Origin of the sequence: Acinetobacter sp. YH16038 (genome assembly GCF_013417275.1) — a bacterium.
GTDB lineage: Bacteria > Pseudomonadota > Gammaproteobacteria > Pseudomonadales > Moraxellaceae > Acinetobacter.
In genome coordinates, this window is sequence record NZ_VPEG01000006.1 from 115,651 (window position 1) to 137,064 (window position 21,414).

16 protein-coding genes are annotated in these 21,414 nt (G+C 43.8%); 9 read left to right on the forward strand and 7 right to left on the reverse strand.

Features of this window, described 5'->3' with window-relative positions:
* Positions 1–44: 44 nt before the first annotated feature.
* The 4 genes from FTV34_RS03930 to msuE all read right to left on the reverse strand — a co-directional run bounded on the left by FTV34_RS03930 (position 45) and on the right by msuE (position 4,226).
* A complete protein-coding gene (locus FTV34_RS03930) occupies positions 45–1,454 on the reverse strand; it encodes a deoxyribodipyrimidine photo-lyase (protein ID WP_180052521.1) in 1,410 nt (469 codons plus the stop codon).
* Positions 1,455–1,580: 126 nt separating this feature from the next.
* Positions 1,581–2,195, reverse strand: coding sequence for a riboflavin synthase subunit alpha (locus tag FTV34_RS03935; RefSeq protein ID WP_125279183.1), 615 nt, complete (start codon positions 2,193–2,195; stop codon positions 1,581–1,583).
* A 152-nt stretch (positions 2,196–2,347) separates the two neighbouring features.
* Positions 2,348–3,463, reverse strand: coding sequence for a dimethylsulfone monooxygenase SfnG (sfnG, locus tag FTV34_RS03940; protein WP_180052522.1), 1,116 nt, complete (start codon positions 3,461–3,463; stop codon positions 2,348–2,350).
* 28 nt (positions 3,464–3,491) lie between these two features.
* A complete protein-coding gene (gene msuE / locus FTV34_RS03945) occupies positions 3,492–4,226 on the reverse strand; it encodes an FMN reductase (protein WP_166139499.1) in 735 nt (244 codons plus the stop codon).
* 373 nt (positions 4,227–4,599) lie between these two features.
* On the opposite strand from msuE, the gene FTV34_RS03950 reads away from it, so the two are divergent.
* Complete coding sequence (locus tag FTV34_RS03950; RefSeq protein WP_004781530.1) at positions 4,600–5,250, forward strand: response regulator transcription factor; 651 nt, start codon at positions 4,600–4,602, stop codon at positions 5,248–5,250.
* 67 nt (positions 5,251–5,317) lie between these two features.
* Here FTV34_RS03950 and FTV34_RS03955 read toward each other — a convergent pair whose 3' ends face one another.
* Positions 5,318–6,085 (reverse strand): hypothetical protein, encoded by a 768-nt coding sequence (locus tag FTV34_RS03955; protein ID WP_179991934.1) that lies wholly within the window; start codon positions 6,083–6,085, stop codon positions 5,318–5,320.
* A 418-nt stretch (positions 6,086–6,503) separates the two neighbouring features.
* Positions 6,504–9,995, reverse strand: a complete 3,492-nt coding sequence (locus tag FTV34_RS03960; RefSeq protein ID WP_180052524.1) for a PAS domain-containing hybrid sensor histidine kinase/response regulator — start codon at positions 9,993–9,995, stop codon at positions 6,504–6,506.
* Positions 9,996–10,177: 182 nt separating this feature from the next.
* Between FTV34_RS03960 and FTV34_RS03965 the strand changes: the two genes are divergently transcribed.
* The 5 genes from FTV34_RS03965 to FTV34_RS03985 all read left to right on the forward strand — a co-directional run bounded on the left by FTV34_RS03965 (position 10,178) and on the right by FTV34_RS03985 (position 16,720).
* Positions 10,178–10,510, forward strand: a complete 333-nt coding sequence (locus FTV34_RS03965) for a DUF485 domain-containing protein (RefSeq protein ID WP_004781535.1) — start codon at positions 10,178–10,180, stop codon at positions 10,508–10,510.
* A 1-nt stretch (position 10,511) separates the two neighbouring features.
* The gene (locus tag FTV34_RS03970; RefSeq protein ID WP_180011055.1) at positions 10,512–12,227 is read left to right on the forward strand and encodes a cation acetate symporter; all 1,716 of its coding nucleotides are present in this window, start codon (positions 10,512–10,514) and stop codon (positions 12,225–12,227) included.
* Positions 12,228–12,332: 105 nt separating this feature from the next.
* Positions 12,333–13,637, forward strand: coding sequence for an IS4 family transposase (locus FTV34_RS03975; protein WP_180068909.1), 1,305 nt, complete (start codon positions 12,333–12,335; stop codon positions 13,635–13,637).
* Between the two features lie 222 nt (positions 13,638–13,859).
* Positions 13,860–14,576 (forward strand): ion channel, encoded by a 717-nt coding sequence (locus tag FTV34_RS03980; protein WP_159123809.1) that lies wholly within the window; start codon positions 13,860–13,862, stop codon positions 14,574–14,576.
* 179 nt (positions 14,577–14,755) lie between these two features.
* Entirely contained in the window at positions 14,756–16,720 is a 1,965-nt protein-coding gene (locus FTV34_RS03985; protein ID WP_180068903.1) for a choline BCCT transporter BetT, read from the forward strand.
* A 63-nt stretch (positions 16,721–16,783) separates the two neighbouring features.
* Here the strand turns inward: FTV34_RS03985 and omp33-36 are convergent, their stop codons facing one another.
* Positions 16,784–17,677 (reverse strand): porin Omp33-36, encoded by an 894-nt coding sequence (gene omp33-36, locus FTV34_RS03990; RefSeq protein WP_180068905.1) that lies wholly within the window; start codon positions 17,675–17,677, stop codon positions 16,784–16,786.
* Between the two features lie 1,142 nt (positions 17,678–18,819).
* On the opposite strand from omp33-36, the gene FTV34_RS03995 reads away from it, so the two are divergent.
* From FTV34_RS03995 to FTV34_RS04005, 3 genes are all read left to right on the forward strand, one after another.
* Positions 18,820–20,529: a GGDEF domain-containing protein gene (locus FTV34_RS03995; protein ID WP_180068907.1), complete on the forward strand. Its 1,710-nt coding sequence runs from the start codon at positions 18,820–18,822 to the stop codon at positions 20,527–20,529.
* A gap of 126 nt (positions 20,530–20,655) precedes the next feature.
* Complete coding sequence (locus FTV34_RS04000; protein ID WP_166139514.1) at positions 20,656–21,123, forward strand: HIT family protein; 468 nt, start codon at positions 20,656–20,658, stop codon at positions 21,121–21,123.
* 139 nt (positions 21,124–21,262) lie between these two features.
* Positions 21,263–21,414 (forward strand): DUF4372 domain-containing protein (locus tag FTV34_RS04005; protein ID WP_141214591.1); only part of this gene is annotated, 152 nt, incomplete at its 3' end.

Consider the following 21,414-nt stretch of genomic DNA (forward strand, 5'->3'; position numbering starts at 1 on the left):
CCAATATTGGAGGCTTTTCATATTAGATGAAGTGATAGTTTCTTCTAAATCTGCTTAAAGGCTTCTATGGCTCGTACACGAGAGGCTTTTAAATCGACAATCGGTTTTGGATAATCCAGTTCCAGATCAGGATTTTTGGCATAAGGTTCATGAATGGATTTGGCATCCAGATGCGCCAGTTCAGGCACCCACTCGCGGATATAGTCTCCATTGGGATCAAACTTCAGGGACTGGCTGACCGGATTAAAAATCCGGAAGTAGGGCACAGCATCCATGCCGGTTGATGCGCACCATTGCCAGCCGCCATTATTCGCAGCCAGATCGCCGTCAATCAGGTGCTGCATAAACCAGCTTTCACCCAGTCGCCAGTCGATCAGCAAGTTCTTACACAGGAACATCGCAGTAATCATCCTGACCCGGTTATGCATCCAGCCAGTTGCCAGCATTTGCCGCATGCCAGCATCGACAATTGGAATTCCGGTCTGGCCTTGCTGCCAGGCAGCTAGATCTTCGGGGGCATTGCGCCACTGGATCTTATTGGTATTTTGCTTAAATGGTTGGTGTTTGGAGACACGTGGAAAATCAAACAGGGTCTGTAGATAGAATTCCCGCCACAAGAGTTCATCTAACCAGGTCTGCTGACCCACATCCTCAATCTGGAAATAGCCATCCTGAAAAAGAGCTTGCATACATTGGCGAACTGAAATAACACCGATATTCAGATAAGGGGAGAGGCGGCTGGTACCATCAACTGCTGGCAGATCACGGTCGGTTTTATAATGAGCCATTTTGTCCTCGATAAAATCATCGAGCAGATCCAAGGCAGTTCGATCCTCCGCAGGCCAAAGTTGGGCAGCATGCTCTACCACATAATCCGCTGAGAATTTTTCAAGATCAACATTGGGGAGCTTAGTTGATAATTGGATTGGATCTTGAGTTTCAATCTCAGGATAGCAGGTGGGTACATCCAGAATTAGCCGTTCATAGCACTTTTTCTTAAAGGCACTATAGACCTGATAGGGTTGATTGGACTGGTTCCGGATACTGCTGAGGGGAAACAGGGTGCGGTCATGATAGAGCTCGATCCTGATTTGCTGCTGTTCTAGTAATTGCTGCACCTGAGCATCACGTTCCAGTTCATTGACGCCAACTTCGATATTGGCATGCAAGCTTTCAATTTTCAGGGTTTGACACAGATTCAATATTTCTGGCGCTAAATTTTCCCACAAAGGAATATTCAATATGATCAGCGGGATATTCAGTTGCTGTAGCTGCTGTTTTAAATATTTGAGCCGACGCAGATAAAAATCAGTTTTGATCCGGGCATCCTGATGCAGTTGCCATTGTTCGGGAGAGAGGACTGCTAGCGCAATGCAAGGTCCTTGCTGAGTAGCATGCCAGAGTGCGGCATGGTCATGTATACGGAGGTCTTGGCGGAACCAGATCAACTGCATGGGAATAACGTTCTGAATCGGAATCAGATTATTTTATTCATTCCACCTGAAAATTCTGTATAGAAACGTAGATATGGGCAGAATGATCAGTTAAAAAACCGCCTATGGTATAAGCGGCTCTTTCATTTAACGCTGGTGAATATTTTCTAAGGTATCCACCAAGGTACGCGTGGTCTGGTCAATTTCATAATTGACTTCATCACCTACTTTGGCATTTTTCCAGGTGGTCAGACGCAAAGTTTCGGGAATCAGATCAATCGAAATTTCACTATTGGCGCGATCGACGCGATTGATGGTCAGGCTGCAGCCGTTCAGACCAATAAACCCTTTCAGGAAAAAGTATTTGATATTGCCATCCGGGATCTGAATATCGATATGGTAGGTTTCACCCCGATGTTCCAGATTTTTAATGATTGCTGTGCCTTCGATGTGCCCATACAGATTATGCCCGCCATTTTCTGCACCGACTTTGGCAGAGCGTTCGACATTCACTTCATCACCCACTTGAAGAGATTTTAAGGTGGTGAGGGCAAGGGTTACATCGGAGATATCGAAGTGAATCTGGTTTAGCTTCTGATCAATAGTCGTTACGGTGAGGCAGACGCCGTTGATCGCAACACTGGCGCCAATAAAGACATCCTGAAAAAACTGATTTTCGTTGCTCACGATAATGGTAATGAAGCCATTGCCCTGGCGAATATCCACGACTTTTTCCAAGCCTTGTACGATACCGGTATACATAATTTAAATTTCTATCTCATCGAGTTTGGCTTCATTCTAGTCAAGAATGAAGCAGGCGGCTATCTCTATGCCGAGAACACTGTGTTGCACAAAAAAAATCCCTCAAGCCGAGCCTTGAGGGAATGAATCGTTATGCTGAGCATTATTATAGTTTAAACGAGCTCAGCTTCTTGTTCTTCTTGTTGCTGTTCAGCTTGCTGCGTTTCGAGTTCACGCACGAGTGGCAAGACTTTTTCACCGAAGTATTCCACTTCTTCAATAAAGTGCAGGAAGCCTGAAAGAACCAGATCAACACCGACTTTTTTCAGTTCGATGATACGTTCCGCAATCTGCTGAGGTGTACCGATCAGGTTGGTACGGAAGCCATCGTTATATTGCACCAGATCTTCAAACGTAGATTTGGCCCAGTTACCTTCACCTTCTTTACTGGCTGCGCCCGCTTCACGCGTTGCCTCACCGAAAGATTTTACCGCCTGAACATTGGCCTTGGCCACGATTTCTCGCAGTACTGCTTGCGCTTCCTCTTCAGTATCACGTGCAATCACAAATGCATTTACGCCAATTTTCACAGAGTGGTTGTTCGCTTTGGCTTTTTCACGAATATCATCGATCTGTTTTTTCAGCTCTTTAGGTGTATTGCCATTGGTGAAGTACCAGTCAGACACGCGAGATGCCATATCGCGTGCTGCTCGGGAACTTCCCCCCTGGAAGATTTCAATATACGGTTTTTGTACCGGTTTTGGACTCAAGGTATAGTCTTGGAACTGGTAGTATTTACCATCAAAACTAAAATTGTTTTGGGTCCAGACCCCTTTCAGGCTGCGAATAAATTCTTCTGAACGTGCATAACGTTCGTCATGTTCCGGCCATTCTTCACCAATTGCATCAAACTCGCCACGGAACCAGCCACTTACGACATTAATCGCAATCCGGCCATTGGTGAGATGGTCAATGGTGGCCAGCTGCTTCGCTGCCAGCGCAGGCTTCCATGGGCCCGGCAAGATCGCGGCAATCACTTTTAAACGTTCAGTTTTTGCCAGGATGCCATGACTGAAACTCACTGATTCATGCTGGTTTTCAGCGTTATAGCCCGCAGTAAAACGGATCTGGGTCAGGGCATAATCAAAACCTGCTTTCTCAGCAGTTTGCGCCAGACGGACATTATAGTCATAGCTCCAGTCAGTACGCTGTTCAATGTCGCTGACCACCAGACCGCCACTGACATTTGGAACCCAGTAAGCAAATACAATATTTTTATCTTGAGACATTATTCTTACCCTCTGAATGAAGCGGCTATTAAGCCACTTGAGTCTTTGGCACTTTCTTGCTGTGCAAACGGGATTCTGCGGCATCCAGGCTTGGCACTGCAGCTGAAGGTAAAACTTCTTCCTGTTCGATTTGCTTGTTGATGCCTAGGCTCTGGTTGGCTTGCTGAGATTTTTCTTTAATGACCTCAGCACGCTGCCCCTTTGCTGGCGCCCATTCAAGGATCGGTAGGGCACGAGCCACTGCCAGGGTAATACGGGCACGGAGTAATTCGCTGTGAATGGTGTATTCAGGCGTAAAGTCACGATCTGTGGCATATACCCCGATTGGTAAGGTTTGTGCCTGGAAGAAGCTGAATAATGGGCGTAATTGGTGCTCAAGAACCAGCGCATGACGGTCACTACCACCAGAAGCTGCTAAAAGAACCGGTACATCTACCAGCGCCGTTTGTTCTACGAAGTCAAAGAAATGCTTGAACAGGCCCGTAAATGAAGCGCGGTAAACAGGCGTACCAACAATCAGGGCATCTGCTGCTTCAACGGCTGCTAGATCATCCTGCACGCGTTGCGGTAACTGGTTACGGTAAATTGCACCACCTAAAAGCTGGCCGATTTCGCTAAATTTAATGAAATGTACATTGATTGGCGTCGCTTCACCCAGTTCATCCAGAATGGCTTGAACCAATGCTTCGGTTTTAGAGGGGTGATTCAGGCCGCCAGAAACAGCCACGATATTTAAAGGTTTTTGCTCGGAAAAATGGGACATGTGAAGTACCTAAAAATGGTTAAGCTCGGAATGACCCTATTAATCCCGATTGCCGCAGTAGGTGTAAAATAACGAAATGCTGAAAAGTTATCTGATTTTTCTATATAAGCGGAAAATGTGCTTCTGAAACGGATAGAGCTGGATAAATGGCTGATAACTATATTTATATTGAATAAAGATAAGCTATGCAGAATAGGAATAAATCATATATAAAAAAGTGATGAGAATTAAAGAATTATTGAAATAAGCCAAAATTTAAAAAAATTAAAGAAAAACTCCACATTATTTAAAAAATTGGCGATCTTGCATATCCATAAACTGGCTTGTGTGGTTAGAATAGGAGCTACTGTGCACAAGATCTCTCTCACGTCCTATGAATATTTTAATCGTTGATGATCATCCACTGTTTCGTCATGCTCTGATCCAAGCTGTTCGTTATAGTCTGCCACAAGCGCAGATTCATGAAACTGCAGCAGTCAATGAATTTTATGAACGTCTAGAAAATGGTCCTGAGCCTGATCTTGTCCTTCTGGATTTAAACCTGCCAGGTGCATCGGGCTTTTCTGCTCTGGTCCACGTTCGCGCCCAATATCCTTCGATTCCAATTATTGTCGTTTCTGCTCACGAAGAAGCCAGCATTATCCAGCGTGCGATTGCACATGGTGCAATGGGCTATATTCCAAAATCTGCACATCCAAGCCATATTGGTGAAGCGATTCGTGAAGTCCTCGAAGGTGAAATCTGGTTACCACCCAATCTGCCAGCCAACATGAACTTCGATCCGCGTGCTGCAGACGAAACTGCATTGGCAGAACGGATTCAGTCACTGACACCGCAACAATTCCGTGTCTTGATGATGGTAGCCGAAGGCTTACTGAATAAACAGATTGCCTATGAACTGGATGTTTCAGAAGCTACGATTAAAGCGCACGTAACAGCGATCTTCCGTAAGCTGGGTGTACAAAACCGTACCCAGGCGGTGCTTGCCATCAATGCCTTGAATATTGAAGAAAAGAAAATGTAAGTGATGCTGCTTACAAAATAAAAAAGACCTCAGATGAGGTCTTTTTTATTGCGAGAATGTTGCCAGATTAAGCAATATAATCCTGTTTTTGGGTAACATCGGTACAGAACATGGGATTCAGTGCGGATTGCAGTTCATCAATCTGTTCTTGGGTGACATAGCCTTTAGAGATGAGGTATTCTGCTACGCGATCATCCCGTAGACTCAGGAAAGTCGCATCATACACACCTAAGTCTACAAACAGGGCAGCAGTTTCCAGACTGTTAAAACGGTCCAGATAAACTTCATCTTCATACATCAGGAATACATGCTCGTCTGTGCTATTCGGATCGACCTGTAGGTGCTCTGCCAGTTCATGCGGGCAGGTTTTGATAAAGAGCAAGTCAGAGAGTTCATCAAACTGGGTGGTATCCAGGCAATCTTCTTCATTTTTCACTTTGCCGAGCCACGCTTTAAAGACCAGTACGGCACCACCACGCAGCAGCATACTCCAGATCTGATGACGGGTTTTTGCTGGTAAATCTTCGGCTTCCGCTTCCAGAGATTCAATCAACTTGTTTTCCTGTTCAGCCAGACGTTCAAATAAACCTAAACCTTGCGGTTTATAGGCATAGGGTTCAAAGACATCAAAATGCAGTTCATCGAAAACTTGCAGGGCTAAAGGAACTGCATGCTGATACAGGGTTTCAAGTGCCTGAATCTGGGTATCGTCGAGTTTGCTGTATTTAAACATTTGCGTCCAGTCGATGCTGGGTAATAAGGCATTAGCACCATATTGGCGATGGAATTGCTGAGTCTGTGCGGGAAGCTGAGCAATTGATTCATCGAGTTTCATTTTTATAACTCCTATCTAGCAGTGCAAATAGACCAGCTGCCAAAAGGATTTAGGCATTGTCAGATGGAAACTGATCGTTTCTTATATTGTCTATTTTTAGAGCTAAGCCTGTTGTATTAAAAATACGACCAAAGTTCTATCTGCCATAAAATAGGATTAAAAATTAATTTAAAACAACAACTTAAATAATTGTAACTAGGTGTACACATGTATATTAATAGAATTGGTGGCTTTTGCCATAGAGAATGCTGAAATGATAATTTTGAGCAATTTATCAGCAGGAATTATGTGAAATTTGGTGCTTTTAGCACATTGGCCTGATTTTTTTGCCAGTCAGGTAAAGAAAGGTATTTATTCAGTATAAAAAATGCCCATTTTTAAATCATTAAAATGGGCATTGAGATGGAAATAAAAAGTTCTAGTTACCGGAGATTTTCAGACCGGATAACCAGGAACGGAGTGAAGCAGGCTTTAACGGTTTTTTCAGCAGGACAATATTTAAATCCTTCAGGCGCTGTGGCAGTTCCGGATCAGAATCTGCGGTAATCAATGCCACCGGAATATCACTACTACGATGTTCCAGAATAAAGTCCAGACCGATTTTATCCTGATTTAAATGCTGATCGACCAGCCAGACCTGAATATTTTCCTGCTGGATCATTTCGGCTGCCTGTTCTGGTTCAGTGGCTTTAAAGACCTGATAGCCCCATTTGGTCAATAAGGTCGACATGCCTTCCAGAATGGTTTCATCATTGTCCAAACATAGAATCTTAAAGGCCTTGGACTTCAATGGCACAGCCTGAACAGGGGCGGCAATGACTTTCGGCGCTGCGGTCAACGGTACTTCAATCATGAAGCAGGAACCTTTGCCCAGCTCGGAAGAAACATGAACTGGATAATCCAGTAGTCCGGTCATACGCTGCACGATGGCGAGACCAAGCCCCAGACCCTGTTCACCCCAAGGCGAAGTATGGCCACATCGCTCGAATTCCTGGAACAGCTTGATCCGCTGTTCTTCAGCAATACCGGGACCGGTATCCCAAACCCCGATCCGGATATGATTTGGCCGGTTGCTAGAACGCAGTACACCGACCACGACCTTACCTTTGGCGGTATAACGTAGGGCATTGCTGACAAAGTTCTGGATAATCCGGCGAATCCATTGTGGATCGGTGTCAATCCAGAACTGGGCATCATGCACTCGCAGTTTGATGCCACGTTGTGCCGCAATGGATTTGAATTGCAGTTCCAGATCACTTAATAAATCATGCAGTGGATAAGCCTGGCGTTTCGGCTGAATCGTACCGCCCTCCAGTCGGGCAATATCCAGCAGAGCTGAGAGCATGCTTTCTGCCCCATGCAGGGCACGATCCAGTTGCTGCAGGGTCTTGCGATCTTCTTCGCTTTGTACACTTTGCTCCAGCGCCGTACTGAACAGACGTGCAGCATGCATGGGCTGTAACAGGTCATGACTGGCGGCAGCAATAAAGCGGCTCTTGGACATATTGGCTTTGTCGGCTTGTTCACGCGCCAGTTGCTGTTCAGACAGGGCATCAGCGAGCTGCTGGGTACGATCCTGAACCCGGGCTTCCAGTAATGCTTCATTTTCACGGAAGGCAGTAATATCGGCAAAGGTCGTCACGAAACCACCGCCTTCAATTGGGTTACCCCGCATCTGAATCACGCGGCCATCTTTACGGATCCGTTCAAATTCATGCGCACTGCCGACCTGCATCCAGTGAATCCGTTTACGCACATGTTCTTCGACCGAGCCCGGACCACATTCACCGCGTTCAGCGTTATAACGGATTAGGTCAGCGATTGGACAGCCGACATAAACAATATCTTTTGGATAGTCGAACAGTTTCAGGTATTGGTTGTTCCAGGCGACCAGACACATATTTTCATCAACCACACTCACCCCTTGGGTCATATGGTCGATCATGGTCATGATCAGGTTCTGGTTAAAACGCTGCCATTGTGAGGCCTGATCCAGAATATTCGCCACCTGACCGAGGGCCAGGCCATTATTCACCATCGCGGTAGTCAGCAGGGTACGTGCCGAGGCTGCACCAATGGTACCGGCCAGATACTGCTCAGTAAAACGCCACCACATGCCATTGGCACTGCTATTTTCATTCAGTTCCACACTATTTTGAGCACAGAACTGCTGGAAGGCCTGCATGGTTGGACCTTCACCGGTAATGCGCTTGGCCAGCGTAATCAGGTCACCAACTTTTAAACGGGCCACATCCTGATGCGAGTAGCTGACATCAGTAGATGGACTTTGAGAAGGAAGCGGCTTGGTTTCATAGTAGAAGAAACTTTCCGCCTGAATCTGTTCAGCCACACTTGGACGGAACATCCGGGAAACCCAGATATATAGGAATGTGTTCAGACCTAGTGCCCAGACCACACCATGCGTTAAAGGATCAAAAGATTCGAAACCGATCAGGGCTTCAGGACGTAACCAGTTCCAGCCCAAAGGACCCTGTTCCAGAAAACTCTGGCTGAACTGCTGATAGGCTTCTGGCAGGCTGCGCAAAATCGTTGGTAATAGCAGGGTATACGACCATAAAGCGAAACCGGTCAGCAGGCCAGCATATACACCTTGCTTACTCCCACCACGCCAATACAGACCACCAATCAGGGCAGGGGCGAATTGTGCCACGGCACTAAAGGCCAGCAGACCAAAGACTGAGAGCTGGTCAATATCATTAAAAAAGTTGAAGAACAGAAAGCCCATCAACATCACGGCCAGAATACAGATCCGGCGGGTAAATTTCAGTACCAGTGGTAAACGCTTGTCATGCCGTGAAATCAGGTTTAAGCGCCAGAGCGCTGGCATGATCAGGTCATTACTCAGCATGATCGACAGGGCGACTGAAGACACCAGTAACATACCAGTCGAAGCCGAGAAACCGCCTAAGAAGGCCAATAAGGTCAGCCAGTCCTGATTATAGCTAAGCGGTAAAGACAGTACCGCGACATCTGGAATCGCTAAATATTGGGGAGCCGCATGCAGTGCCCAGCTGGCAATCGGGATAATTGCCAGTGTGGTCAGAATCAGATAAATGGCAAACCAGCGACGTGCACCACGGATATGTTTTTCATCCCGTAATTCAACCACTGCTACGTGGAATTGACGTGGCAAGCAGATAATCGCCAGTGCAGCCAACAGGGTCTGTACCCAGAAACTTTCCGGTACGCCAAACAGCTGTACATCATGGAAGGTTGACTGAATATCGCTACTGATCTGAGGCAGATTTTCTGGTGCTTCAAAAATAAAGAAACAGGCTACGGCCAGCAAGGCAAATAACTTAACAAAAGACTCAAAGGCGACAGCCAGCATCAGACCGCCATGCTGTTCGGTGTTGGCAATCTGCCGGGTACCGAAAATCATCGCCAGAATCGCCAGGACGCCAGTCAGGAACAGTACGCTATTGGTGGTACTGGCAATCCCGGCTGAAGGTTCCAGAATGACCGCCGCACTCAAGGCAATTGCACGTAACTGCAAAGCCAGATAGGGAATGATGGCAATCACCGCCAGAATGGTGACCAGCGAAGCCAGAGGCCCACTCTTACCATAACGTGCAGCGACGAAGTCGGCGATAGAGGAAATCGCATGATGCTGGCGTACCCGTCCCAGACGGCGCCAGATATCGTAACCAATCGCGACAAAGAGCAGGGGACCAAGATAGATCGGCAGGAAAATAATTCCTTCACGAACCGCAGCACCGGTCGCGCCATAAAATGTCCAGGAAGAACAGTAGACGCCTAAAGTTAAACTAAACAATAGCATGCGGCCACGGGTACTCAGCCGGCTGGCATGTTTTTCCCCATAGAAAGCGCAAGTAAAGAGTAAAGTGATATAGAGGGCGAGCACCCCTATGATGAGCCAACTGTTCATATAGCCTGATGTGTACTGTGCATGACGCTATGATACCGCATCATGCACTCAGCAGTTTAAATTGATCATTTTTTAACGACCAAAGTCTAAATTACAAGTCATTCTAAATGTTGTTATTTTGCAACAGTGATAATTCGAATTAAAAAATAGTAAGCCCATGGTGGGGCTACAGGAGTGTAACTATGGATGAGGCCCAAGTAGAAAGAATTCTACAGAATCCCAAATTCAAAGAAATGGTACGTAGAAAAAGTACGCTGAGCTGGACCTTAACCGGCATCATGCTATTTGTCTATGTCGGTTTCATGTTGCTTGTTGGCTACAACAAAGAATTTCTATTGTCTTCAATTTCTGGCGGTGTAACGACCTGGGGTGTACCTCTAGGTATCGGTATCATTATTTTGTCTTTTATATTGTGCTGGGTGTATTCCTACATTGCCAATAACAAACTTGATCAGCTGAACAGAGAAGCAATTCAGGAAGTGGAAGCGATTACAAAAGAAAAGGGGCAACACTAAGATGAAAGGGATTTCATATCAAGCGCTTGCTGCTGCAGCGCTGACCTTGCTCAGCTCGGCAATGGCATTTGCTGGACCAGATCTGGGTGCTGCGGAGCAGCAAGCGACCAACTGGCACGCGATTATCATGTTTGTGATTTTCGTTGGAGCAACCTTATTTATTACCAAATGGGCTGCCAAACAAACCACAAATACTAATGATTTCTATACTGCCGGCGGCGGGATTTCTGGCTTCCAGAACGGTCTGGCCATTGCTGGTGACTTCATGTCTGCAGCATCTTTCCTCGGTATTTCCGCGATGGTATTCCTGTCCGGTTTTGACGGATTGCTGTACTCACTAGGCTTTATGGTGGGTTGGCCAATCGTTTTATTCCTGGTGGCAGAACGTTTGCGTAACCTGGGTAAATTTAACCTGTCTGATGTAGTGTCGTTCCGTCTGGAAGAAAAACCAGTGCGTACTCTAGCTGCATTAAGTTCACTGGTTGTGGTTGCGTTTTACCTGATCGCACAGATGGTAGGTGCAGGTCAGTTGATCAAGTTACTCTTCGGTCTGAACTACAATATTGCTGTGGTGATTGTTGGCCTGTTGATGATGGCTTACGTAATCTTCGGTGGCATGCTAGCGACCACTTGGGTACAGATCATTAAAGCAGTAATGCTGTTGTCTGGTGCGACATTTATGGCTTTCATGGTAATGAAGGGCGTAGGTTTCAGCTTTACCAATATGTTTGAACAATCGATTCAGGTTTACTCTAAAGTACATGACTTGAGCCTTGCAGATGCAACCAAGATTATGGGTCCGGGTAATCTCGCTTCGAATCCGGTCGATGCGATTTCTCTTGGTCTGGCGCTGATGTTTGGTACAGCAGGTCTGCCACATATCCTGATGCGTTTCTTTACAGTAAAAGATGCCAAAGAAGCACGTAAATCAGTGGTGGTTGCAACAGGCTTTATCGGTTACTTCTACCTGTTAACCTTCATTATCGGTTTCGGTGCGATTCTATACGTAGCGAACAACCCGCAGTTCCTGGACATTGCAAAAATGGCAATCACAGGCAAGCTAGAGCTGGTGGGCGGTAACAACATGGCCGCGGTTCACCTGGCAGATGCTGTGGGTGGTGACCTGTTCATGGGCTTCATTTCTGCAGTGGCATTCGCAACCATTCTTGCGGTAGTTGCAGGTTTGACCTTGTCAGGTGCTTCAGCAATTTCACATGACTTGTATGCAAACGTATTCAAGAAAGGCCGTACTACACCTGAATCTGAACTGCGCATGTCTAAAATTGCAACTCTTGGTCTTGCTATCTTTGCGATGATCTTGGGAATTCTGTTCGAGAAGCAAAACGTTGCCTTCATGGTAGGTCTGGCATTCTCGGTAGCAGCATGTGCCAACTTCCCGGTACTAGTACTGTCTATGTTCTGGAAAGGCCTGACCACACGTGGTGCTGTCATTGGTGGCGTGGTTGGTCTGGTGACTGCGGTAGTGCTGATTGTACTGTCTAAAGCCGTTTGGGTAGATACTTTCGCGATTTCAGATACACCAGTCGTTCCATTTAATGGTCCTGCATTATTTGCAATGCCATTGTCTTTCTTCTGCTGCTGGTTCTTCTCCATCACAGACCGCTCAGTGAAAGCACAGGCAGAACGCAAAGCTTTCGATGCACAGTTTGTTCGCTCACAAACAGGTATTGGAATCTCAGGTGCATCTGATCATTAAGATCTGATGTCCTAAAAAAGCCTCCTGATGGGTAATGCCAGTCAGTTAAGCAGACATTAGAAAAATGTAGTAAAAATGAGTGTATGCCAATACGCTCATTTTTTTATGACTTTATCTGAAAATTTAGATTGTACTCTTCAACATTCTCTACCTTCACTTAGCCATTTCAGTGAATTCATTGATTTAAATTGGATTGAAGAGAGCCTGCGTCAAACAGGTAAGGCTTCTATCAGGAGAAGAAAATTACCTGCCGAACATGTGGTATGGCTGGTGATTGGGCTTGCCCTGTTTCGAGATCAGCCGATCGGGTATGTGGTAGAGCAACTAAAACTTGTGTTTGGTACCACAGAATATTGCGTTCCCAGTGCAGCAGTACAAGCACGACAACGCTTAGGGCGAGAGCCCTTGAATGCCTTGTTTTCTCTACTCAGCCAAGCCTGGTTTGAAGAATCCCAACAGCAATACTCAAACTTTCATGGCCTTAGTGTATGTGCTGTTGACGGGGTGGTTTGGTCTATGCCTTATACAGATGAGAATTTTGCACACTTTGGCTCATCTAAGGGTAAAACTGCGGTAGCACCTTATCCGCAAGTGAGAGCAACCTGTCTGGTGAATACCAACACCCATGAAATCATTGATGCCCAAATAGGTAGCATGGATCAAGGTGAACTTACACTGGCAAATCGATTATGTCCTCCATCGCATAGTATTACTCTGTTTGATCGAGCCTATTTTTCTGCTGATTTTCTAATAGGATGGCAAACACGTGCAGAGGCAAGCCATTGGCTTATGCGCGCAAAAGATAATTTACGCTATGAGATCATTAAGCGTAATTCCCAGCATGACTTTCATATCAGGATGCCAATATCAGCAAGAGCCAAGAAGCTGAATTCAACATTAGGGGATTATTGGGAAGCGCGTTTGATTGAAGTTGAGCAGGCAGGAAAAATTAGACGCTATATCACTTCATTAATAGATTCAAAGATATATCCACTGCTAGCCTTAGCAAAGCTTTATGCTCAGCGCTGGGAAATAGAAATGTGTTACCGAGAAATCAAAAGTGGTTTACAGGAAAGTAAGCATTTGAGGAGCAAGCAACCTGATTTAATTTATCAAGAATTATGGGGTGTCTTCATTGCTTATAATATTCTAAGAAGACAAATGAAATATATGGCTCAACGTGCAAAAGTCAGTCCTTTGAGAATCAGCTTTCATATTGCATCTATCGGCATCCTTAATATATTAAGATTCGACTCTTTAGACTCCGCAGGGAATTTACCCAAACATCTAGAAAGTTTACTGGAGAAATCTAGGAGGTATGTTTTGCCTGAGAGGAGGGTTAGAAGTTGCCCAAGAGTTGTGAAAGGTAAACCACTGAAATACCCAAGAAAATGCCAGTCAATTTCTTAACTGACTGGCATTATCCTGATGGGGGCTTTTTTTATAGCGATAAAATACCTGAGCTACCCAATGAAATACTTTGGGATAGGTTATCTAAAATTAAATACAGCTATTTTTAACTGAGATTTCAATGATTTTTATACAATCCTGTTTCTAACCATCAGCTAGATCATGCTATGTTAAGCCAGCGATAACAATAATGATGCTCGACAGGACATCAAGACAAATCTCATGAAGCACTCCCTGCTACGATTCTGGACCCATTTTAAGTATCTGCCTTCTGCCTGGCTGCTATGTCTGCAGTTACTGATTCTGATTCTGTCGATGCTGAGTTATGACAGCGTTTCTTATCGCGCGGGTACATGGATGCTGGGGGTGGTGGTCTTGCTGGTGATTGCCAAGGTAATTCGTCAGACTCCGATGTTTACCATTCTGGGACTCATCTTTGTCGCAGGGGCCATCTTCTTTTCGTCATTAATTGTGTTGGGGCTGCGCTATACCTGGATCATGATCGTCGCGCATCTGTTTGAAGCCAGTGCCTACTTCAGTGCAGCGTATGGCCTGTTACGTTATATGTTTCATGACCGTTATCTGACCAAAGACGAACTATTTGCAGCGGGAGCAGTTTTCACATTGCTGGCTTGGGGCTTTGCTTTTCTCTATAGCATTTGCCAGTTATGGGTACCTTACAGCTTTTCGGACCCAGATCTAAAAGCTTATCAGCCGTGGCTGGATCTGCTCTTTCTGAGCTTTAGTGTGCAGTCTGCTACAGGATTATCTGATGTGATGCCGGTCAGTCCGGTCGCACGGATGCTGGCCATTATCCAGATGTTTGTCGGGGTAATGTATCTGGCCTTAATAGTCTCGCGTCTGATTGCCTTACAGTATATTTCTCATCTTCCTAAACAGACTCATATACAACATAAGCATAGAAAGCCTGAGGAATAGAACGTACAGAGCTGCATAGCTTGGTTACAGTAACTTAACGGCTTTATTTTCCTGAATATTTTAAAATCTTAAGGTCCAAAACGTATCTTTGATCGTAATTCTCTCGATCAGAATGTTTTTACTTATCAATAATGATTCAAGCCTCCCGGCATTCAATCTATTAAAAAAATGGGGGATCTATGCCTTCCAAACCTTCATCCTGGTTTGCCAATATCAATCCGAATGTCTTTATTAGTACAGTGGTGATTATCGCCATTTTTTTGGGACTGGTAATACTGGCACCTGATTCATTCGACCTGTTGACCAAGCAAATGAATGCGTGGATTACCACTTCATTTAGCTGGTTTTATGTCCTCTCCGTGGCGATCTTCCTGATTGTCCTGATTTATATTGCCCTGTCCGATATGGGGAAAATTAAACTCGGGCCCGACCATAGTCAGCCAAAATATAGCCAGGCATCCTGGTTTGCCATGCTGTTTACCGCAGGCATGGGGATCGGCCTGATGTTTTTCGGTGTTGCCGAACCGGTTATGCACTATGTCACACCGCCTGCTGGTGACCCGGAAACTGTACTGGCCGCACAGCAGGCTATTCGCGTGACCTTCTTCCACTGGGGCCTGCATGCCTGGGCGATTTACACCATTGTGGGTCTGTCATTGGCCTATTTTGCGTATCGACATAACCTGCCTTTAAAAGTTCGCTCCGCCTTATATCCACTGATCGGCAACCGGATTCATGGCCCAATCGGAGACGGGGTAGATACTTTTGCCACCTTAGGGACAGTATTTGGGGTTGCGACAACTTTAGGTTTTGGGGTGACTCAGATTAATTCGGGTCTGAATTACCTATTTGGAGTTGAGCAGACCCCCAGTACTCAGGTCATTTTGATTATTGCCGTCACTGTAATGGCATCAATGTCCGTATTTTTTGGTTTGGATAAGGGCATCAAACGCCTGGCTGAACTGAATCTGCTGCTTGCTTTACTGTTACTCATCTTTGTTTTTGTTACCGGTCCAAGTATCTATCTTCTGCAGACCACTATCCAGAATTCTGGACAGTATGTTGCAAACCTGTTCAGTATGACCTTCAATCTGTATGCCTATCAGCCTAGTGGCTGGATTGGTGGCTGGACCATTATGTATTGGGCCTGGTGGATTTCCTGGTCACCATTTGTCGGGATGTTTATTGCCAGAGTATCCGAAGGCCGCAGTATCCGTGAGTTCATTGTTGGGGTTCTACTGATTCCTACCGGATTTACCCTGATCTGGATGGGCTTTATGGGCAATGCTGCATTATTCAGTATCATGCATGAAGCCAATACTAATCTGCTTGAGGCAGTACAACGTGACTCCTCTGTAGCGCTGTTCGAATTTTTAGGTAATCTGCCATTTAATTCAGTCACCAGTATTATTGCTACGGTATTGGTTATCCTGTTCTTTGTCACTTCAGCAGATTCTGGATCATTAGTCACGGATTATCTCACGGCGAAAACCGAGAATTCACCGACTTGGCAGCGTCTGTTCTGGACCGTGTTAATGGCTTTATTGGCCATCATTCTGTTACTGGCAGGTGGGCTGGAAGCCTTGCAGTCGGCTACGATTATGAGTGCCTTACCGTTCACATTCATTATGCTGCTGATTTGCTGGGGACTGATTAAGGCCCTGCATCTGGATGTAACGAAAATGCATGCGCTACAAGCTGCGCGTATTACCCCACGGGCCATTCAGAACCCGCGTAGCTGGCAACAGCGACTCGGTTTAATTATGCATTATCCGCATACGCATAATGAAGTACGTGATTATATTGATACGATGGTCAGTAAAGCCTTTAACAGTTTGCAGGCTGAACTGAAACGTCGTCACATCCAGGTGAAAATCTTTAAACTGGAAGATGGGATCGAGTTACGTGTCGATCATCAGAATGAAATGAACTTTATTTATCAGGTCATTGCTACCCAGACTTTAGCACCGAGCTTTATGCCGGATGCAGATTCTCCGCAATCTTATCAGGCAGAAGTCTTTTTAAGGGAAGGGGGGCAAAATTATGATGTGATGGAATGGACTCAGGAAGATTTAATCCAGGACATCATTGACCAATATGAACGTCATCTGCACTTTTTAAGTCTGGTCCGTTCTCCAGAATAAATATTTGATCCAATAAAAAAGGACGCTGATGCGTCCTTTTTTTATTCAGTGACTAATCAGAAATTAGAAACGGAATTTAGCATTTAAGCCTACAGTTTGTGTATCACGAACTACAGCATTTTGAGCAAGATTTGCTTCGTAGTTTGAGTTCACATAACTAGCACCTACAGCAACTGCTGGAGTGATGAAGTAGTTTACGTTTGCGCCCCAAGCTTTGTCTGGAGAGTTAGCGTAGCTAGATTCCATATAAGATGCACCAACGCTTAATTTAGGGTTGATGTACAAAGTAGTACCTAGATTGTAAGCAGTATCTTCACCATAAACCAAGCCGCTTTCGAAGCCAAGTGACATGTTAGTGCCGTCAATTGCGCCTACATATTTAGTACGAGCAGTGATTGCATCTTGGTCGTCAGCGATTGTTTGAGACTCGATAGCAGCTTTAGCAACGCCGTTGTTGAACATGTTGAAAGCGTCATAAGAAGTTTGGTCTGCAACGCTTGTGTAACCTACAGCTACCAGGAAGTTAGGAATAGGAAGTACACCTACTTCTAATGCATAACGGTCGCCATTGTCATCTGGGTTACCAGCTTTGCTATCAGTGATAGTATGGCTATAAGAAGCGCTTGCATAAGCAGGAACAACTTTAGTTGGGATGTAAGCTTCACCTTTTGCACCAAAAGTATGGTGTACAGTACGATTGCCAGATTCTTGTCCGTTTTCGCCGTATGTATAAGCAGCAGAAACATTAGATGCCTGGTTGATGAAAGCAGCTTCAGCTAAAGGACCTTTAGAAGCGTCTACATCTTTGAAGTAGTAAGTACCTTGAACAGCGCCAGTGAAGTCTTTGTCATTCGCAGTGTTGTCGATGTACTCTGACTGACCTTGAACTTCAAATTGATATGCTTGAGCACCGGTCATGGCTAATAATAAAGCAGTGGCTAAACCGAGTTTTTTCATGATATTTACCATTTTGTTACAAAAGATGTACAACAGAAACGTATTGTATTGTAACAATTTATCAAGTCAATCTGATTTAAAATTGCTATTTTTTTGTGCAAAATCATTGTATTGATTTTGTTTAATAGTCTTCTAATTAGAAAATTTAGTTATTTTAGAAAAAAGCTTAAATAACAATGTTGTATACAAAATAAATTGTTAGATCTAATCAGGAAAATGAATTAATAAAGGATTTTTTGATTGTTTAATTAGTTTGAATAATGGATTTTAATTCAAAAAACCAATTTACTTATCATGAAAATAATCATGTTTACTACACTGAATTTAAGAAAAGCATAAAAACTGTAATATAAAACAAATTTATGAAAGAATTGGTCGGTTTAGCGACAAAATCAGGGTTATAATGTGATGTATTTCACTGTTTTGTCTATAAATTGTGATATGTCATAAATCCTAGTAAATTAATGTGCTTTACATTGTTACCAAATTGACTGATAATAAAAAAATCAGGTTAGAGTTCATGTTTTTACATGATAATTTGACTGATTCTCCACATATTTTTGTTTTTTATCGGCCCAGCTTTCCCCAAGGTTGGGCTTTTTTTTGCCAGAATTTTTTAGAAGCATCAGTCTACGGATTAGTTCATAAAAGAAGATTAGAAAAACTAGTATAGAAAGCCGTCAAAGATGATTCTTAAGTGCACCTTAATGGTGCATTATTTCAATTTAAAAATTGCTTCGTTCTATAAAGTTGCAAAAAAAAACCTCAATTTCTATATAAAATTGAGGTTTTTTCGCCAAAATTTGCGGGTAAATCAAAAAATCTGCTGAGGAATAATTTAACTCGCCCTAATGCAGTGCATTATGCACCTAATTGTTGCACGTGTAAATAGTTCAGAAAGCGAGTTTTTTAATTTTCTTATATTTTAAATTATGAAATTTTCATTCCTATTTATATTTTAGTGATAACAGATGAAAAATCCTGAAAATATAAAGAGTTAAAACCTTTAAGAACATAAGAAAAACCTTCTGAAAATCAAAGCAATTGGGAAGAAATATTGATGATGAGTAGGCGTTTATTTGTATAATCTATCTACTATTAAATGGGGAGTCCTTGATTCATGTGAAGGACTAAAAATCAAGATGAATACTTTGCGCTCTGAGAAAATCAGCAAACATCTGTACTGGTCGATGTCGATCATTATTTTATGTTTATTGTGTATTTGTATTCCCTTGATTATTGATAGTACTCAACATTATTTAAAATCAAAACAAACCTATCAGCAGCTTGATGCCTTACAACAGGTCACCGATCTCGCCAATAAAATCTCCCGTGAACGGGCACCCGCCAACAAAGTAATGTCCAGCTCGGTTGAGGAATTTGCCAAACATCAGCAGGAGTTAAGCGATTACCGTCAGGAAGTCGATCAACAGATGCAGATTACGGCTCAGGCACTCGATCAGGTTGGTTTTAATCACCTAAGCCAGCAACTTTTATCTGAATTGAAACCGAGCTTGCAGAATGGACGTCAGCAGGTCGATCTCTATACTCAAATACCTCGCCCGGAACGTACTGCACAGGAAATGGATCAGGCTATTCTCGCCATGTTTACTGCCTGGGATAGCAGCCGTAAAATTCTGAAAGGAGTAGTGATTGCCTCTGCTACGCCATCTGCCCGTTTGGATAATTACATGAGTGAAATCCTGTTTTTATCTGATCTCAGGGATCAATCGGGTCGGGTAGCGTCAAATGTCATGGCACATGTGACATTTGGAACCCAGATTCCAGAGCAAAACATTACCCGTTCCTTGCAGGTCCAGCATCAGGTACGCTACCTCTGGGATATTATTGATACGCTACAGCCTGTTCAGGACAAAACTGATGAATTTATTCGTTTACATCAACGGGTCGGCACTGAATTTATTCAGCAAGGTTTACCGATTGTGGAGCGACTGATTGAAGATAGCCGCCAGCAGCGTCCTTATTATTTAACTGGAACCCAGCTGACTGAAGCCATTGTAGATAAATTTACAACAGTGATTGATTTGCAGAACTATTTACTGCAATACACCAAAGATGTGGCTATTAAGGAAATGCGCCACAGTCTGAATCATTTGATCTGGACGGTGGCCTTATCTGGAATTTCCCTGATTACGGCAATTTTGACCATGATTTTTGCGCGTAAACGCATCTTTATTCCTTTAATTCGCGCACGTAAAATTTTATTTGATTTGTCCACTGGGTCTGAACGGAAGCAAGCACCATCAAAACTAAAAACAGACCGGCCTACTGAATCCTTATTTACAGCAATTCAAAAACTGCAGCATACGCTGCAAGAGCGTGAAGCATTAGAATTTCGACTGAAAAATATTGCCCATTCCGATTCCCTGACCGGACTGGCTAACCGTTTTGCGCTCGATGAATATATACGTTTTATGGAAACGCATCCGACCCAGTTTAAGCGAACCTGCCTGATGATTATTGATATTGATCATTTTAAACAGGTCAATGATCAATATGGGCATATTATTGGTGATCAGGTTATTCAACTGGTTGCAGAACGCTTAAAAGCCAATGTCCGTGCTTCGGATCTGCTGGTTCGCTATGGCGGTGATGAGTTTCTGGTCCTGATTGAAAATATCGAGATGCAGCATGCTTTCATGCTAGCGAATAAAATCCGGACTGAAGTCGCTGAGCATTCTATTCTGACCTCAGCTGATGAAGATATTCATGTATCGGTGAGTATTGGGGTAGCGATTGGTGCAGAGTCATGGATTGCTTTACTGGAACAGGCCGATGAGGCGTTATTTAAGGCCAAAGCCAAAGGACGTAATGTGGTGGCTGAGGTTTAAACCACTTAACTGAATTTTTTAAGCTAAACAGTCTGAAGAGTCATAATTTTATAATTTATATTGTTAAAAAATAAAGTAAATTTCATTGAAGTTTTTAAAAAATATAAAAATTTAGGGGATCTTAAAATGAGTAAAAATTGTATTTTCTGTCAAATGGTAAAAGGGGAATTGCCATGTCATTTAATCGATGAAAATGATGATTTTATGGCGTTTCTTACTATATTTCCCAATACATTGGGCGCAAGCGTAGTGATTCCAAAACAGCATTATTCCAGCTATGCCTTTGAACTGAGTGACCAGGTGCTGACAAATCTGGTTTTATATACCAAGCAGGTAGCCCTAAAATTGGATCGTTATTTTGATGACGTTGGCCGAACAGCAATGGTGTTCGAGGGATTTGGTGTCGATCATGTGCATGCCAAGCTATTTCCAATGCATCAGACTAAAAATACCCATGAAAAATGGCAGCCAATTAATTCTTCAGTCGATAAGTATTTTGATGCTTATGAGGGCTATATTTCATCGCATGATGCTCGAAGGGCGGATGATCAAGCGCTGGCACAATTGGCTGAAAATATTCGCTCAATCGCATAGTCAAAAATAAAAGCCCCCTCTTTTTAAAAGAGGGGCACTCTCCACTGCTGTCCCATAGTTTGCTTTAAATAAAAAAACCTGAGTCCTAACAGTTAAAATATGAGTGCAAACAAACACTTTAACGACCAGGATTCAGGTTTTGTCACATCAGAATACCGTATTTCATGAGCTAATTAAACCTGTTGTGCGACAGGATTTTGAACAACTTGCTAAAGTACACCATGTTGGACAGAAATTTAGAGCGGCTTCCCGGTGGGATCAGTTTATTGCCATATTGATGTCTCAATTCTC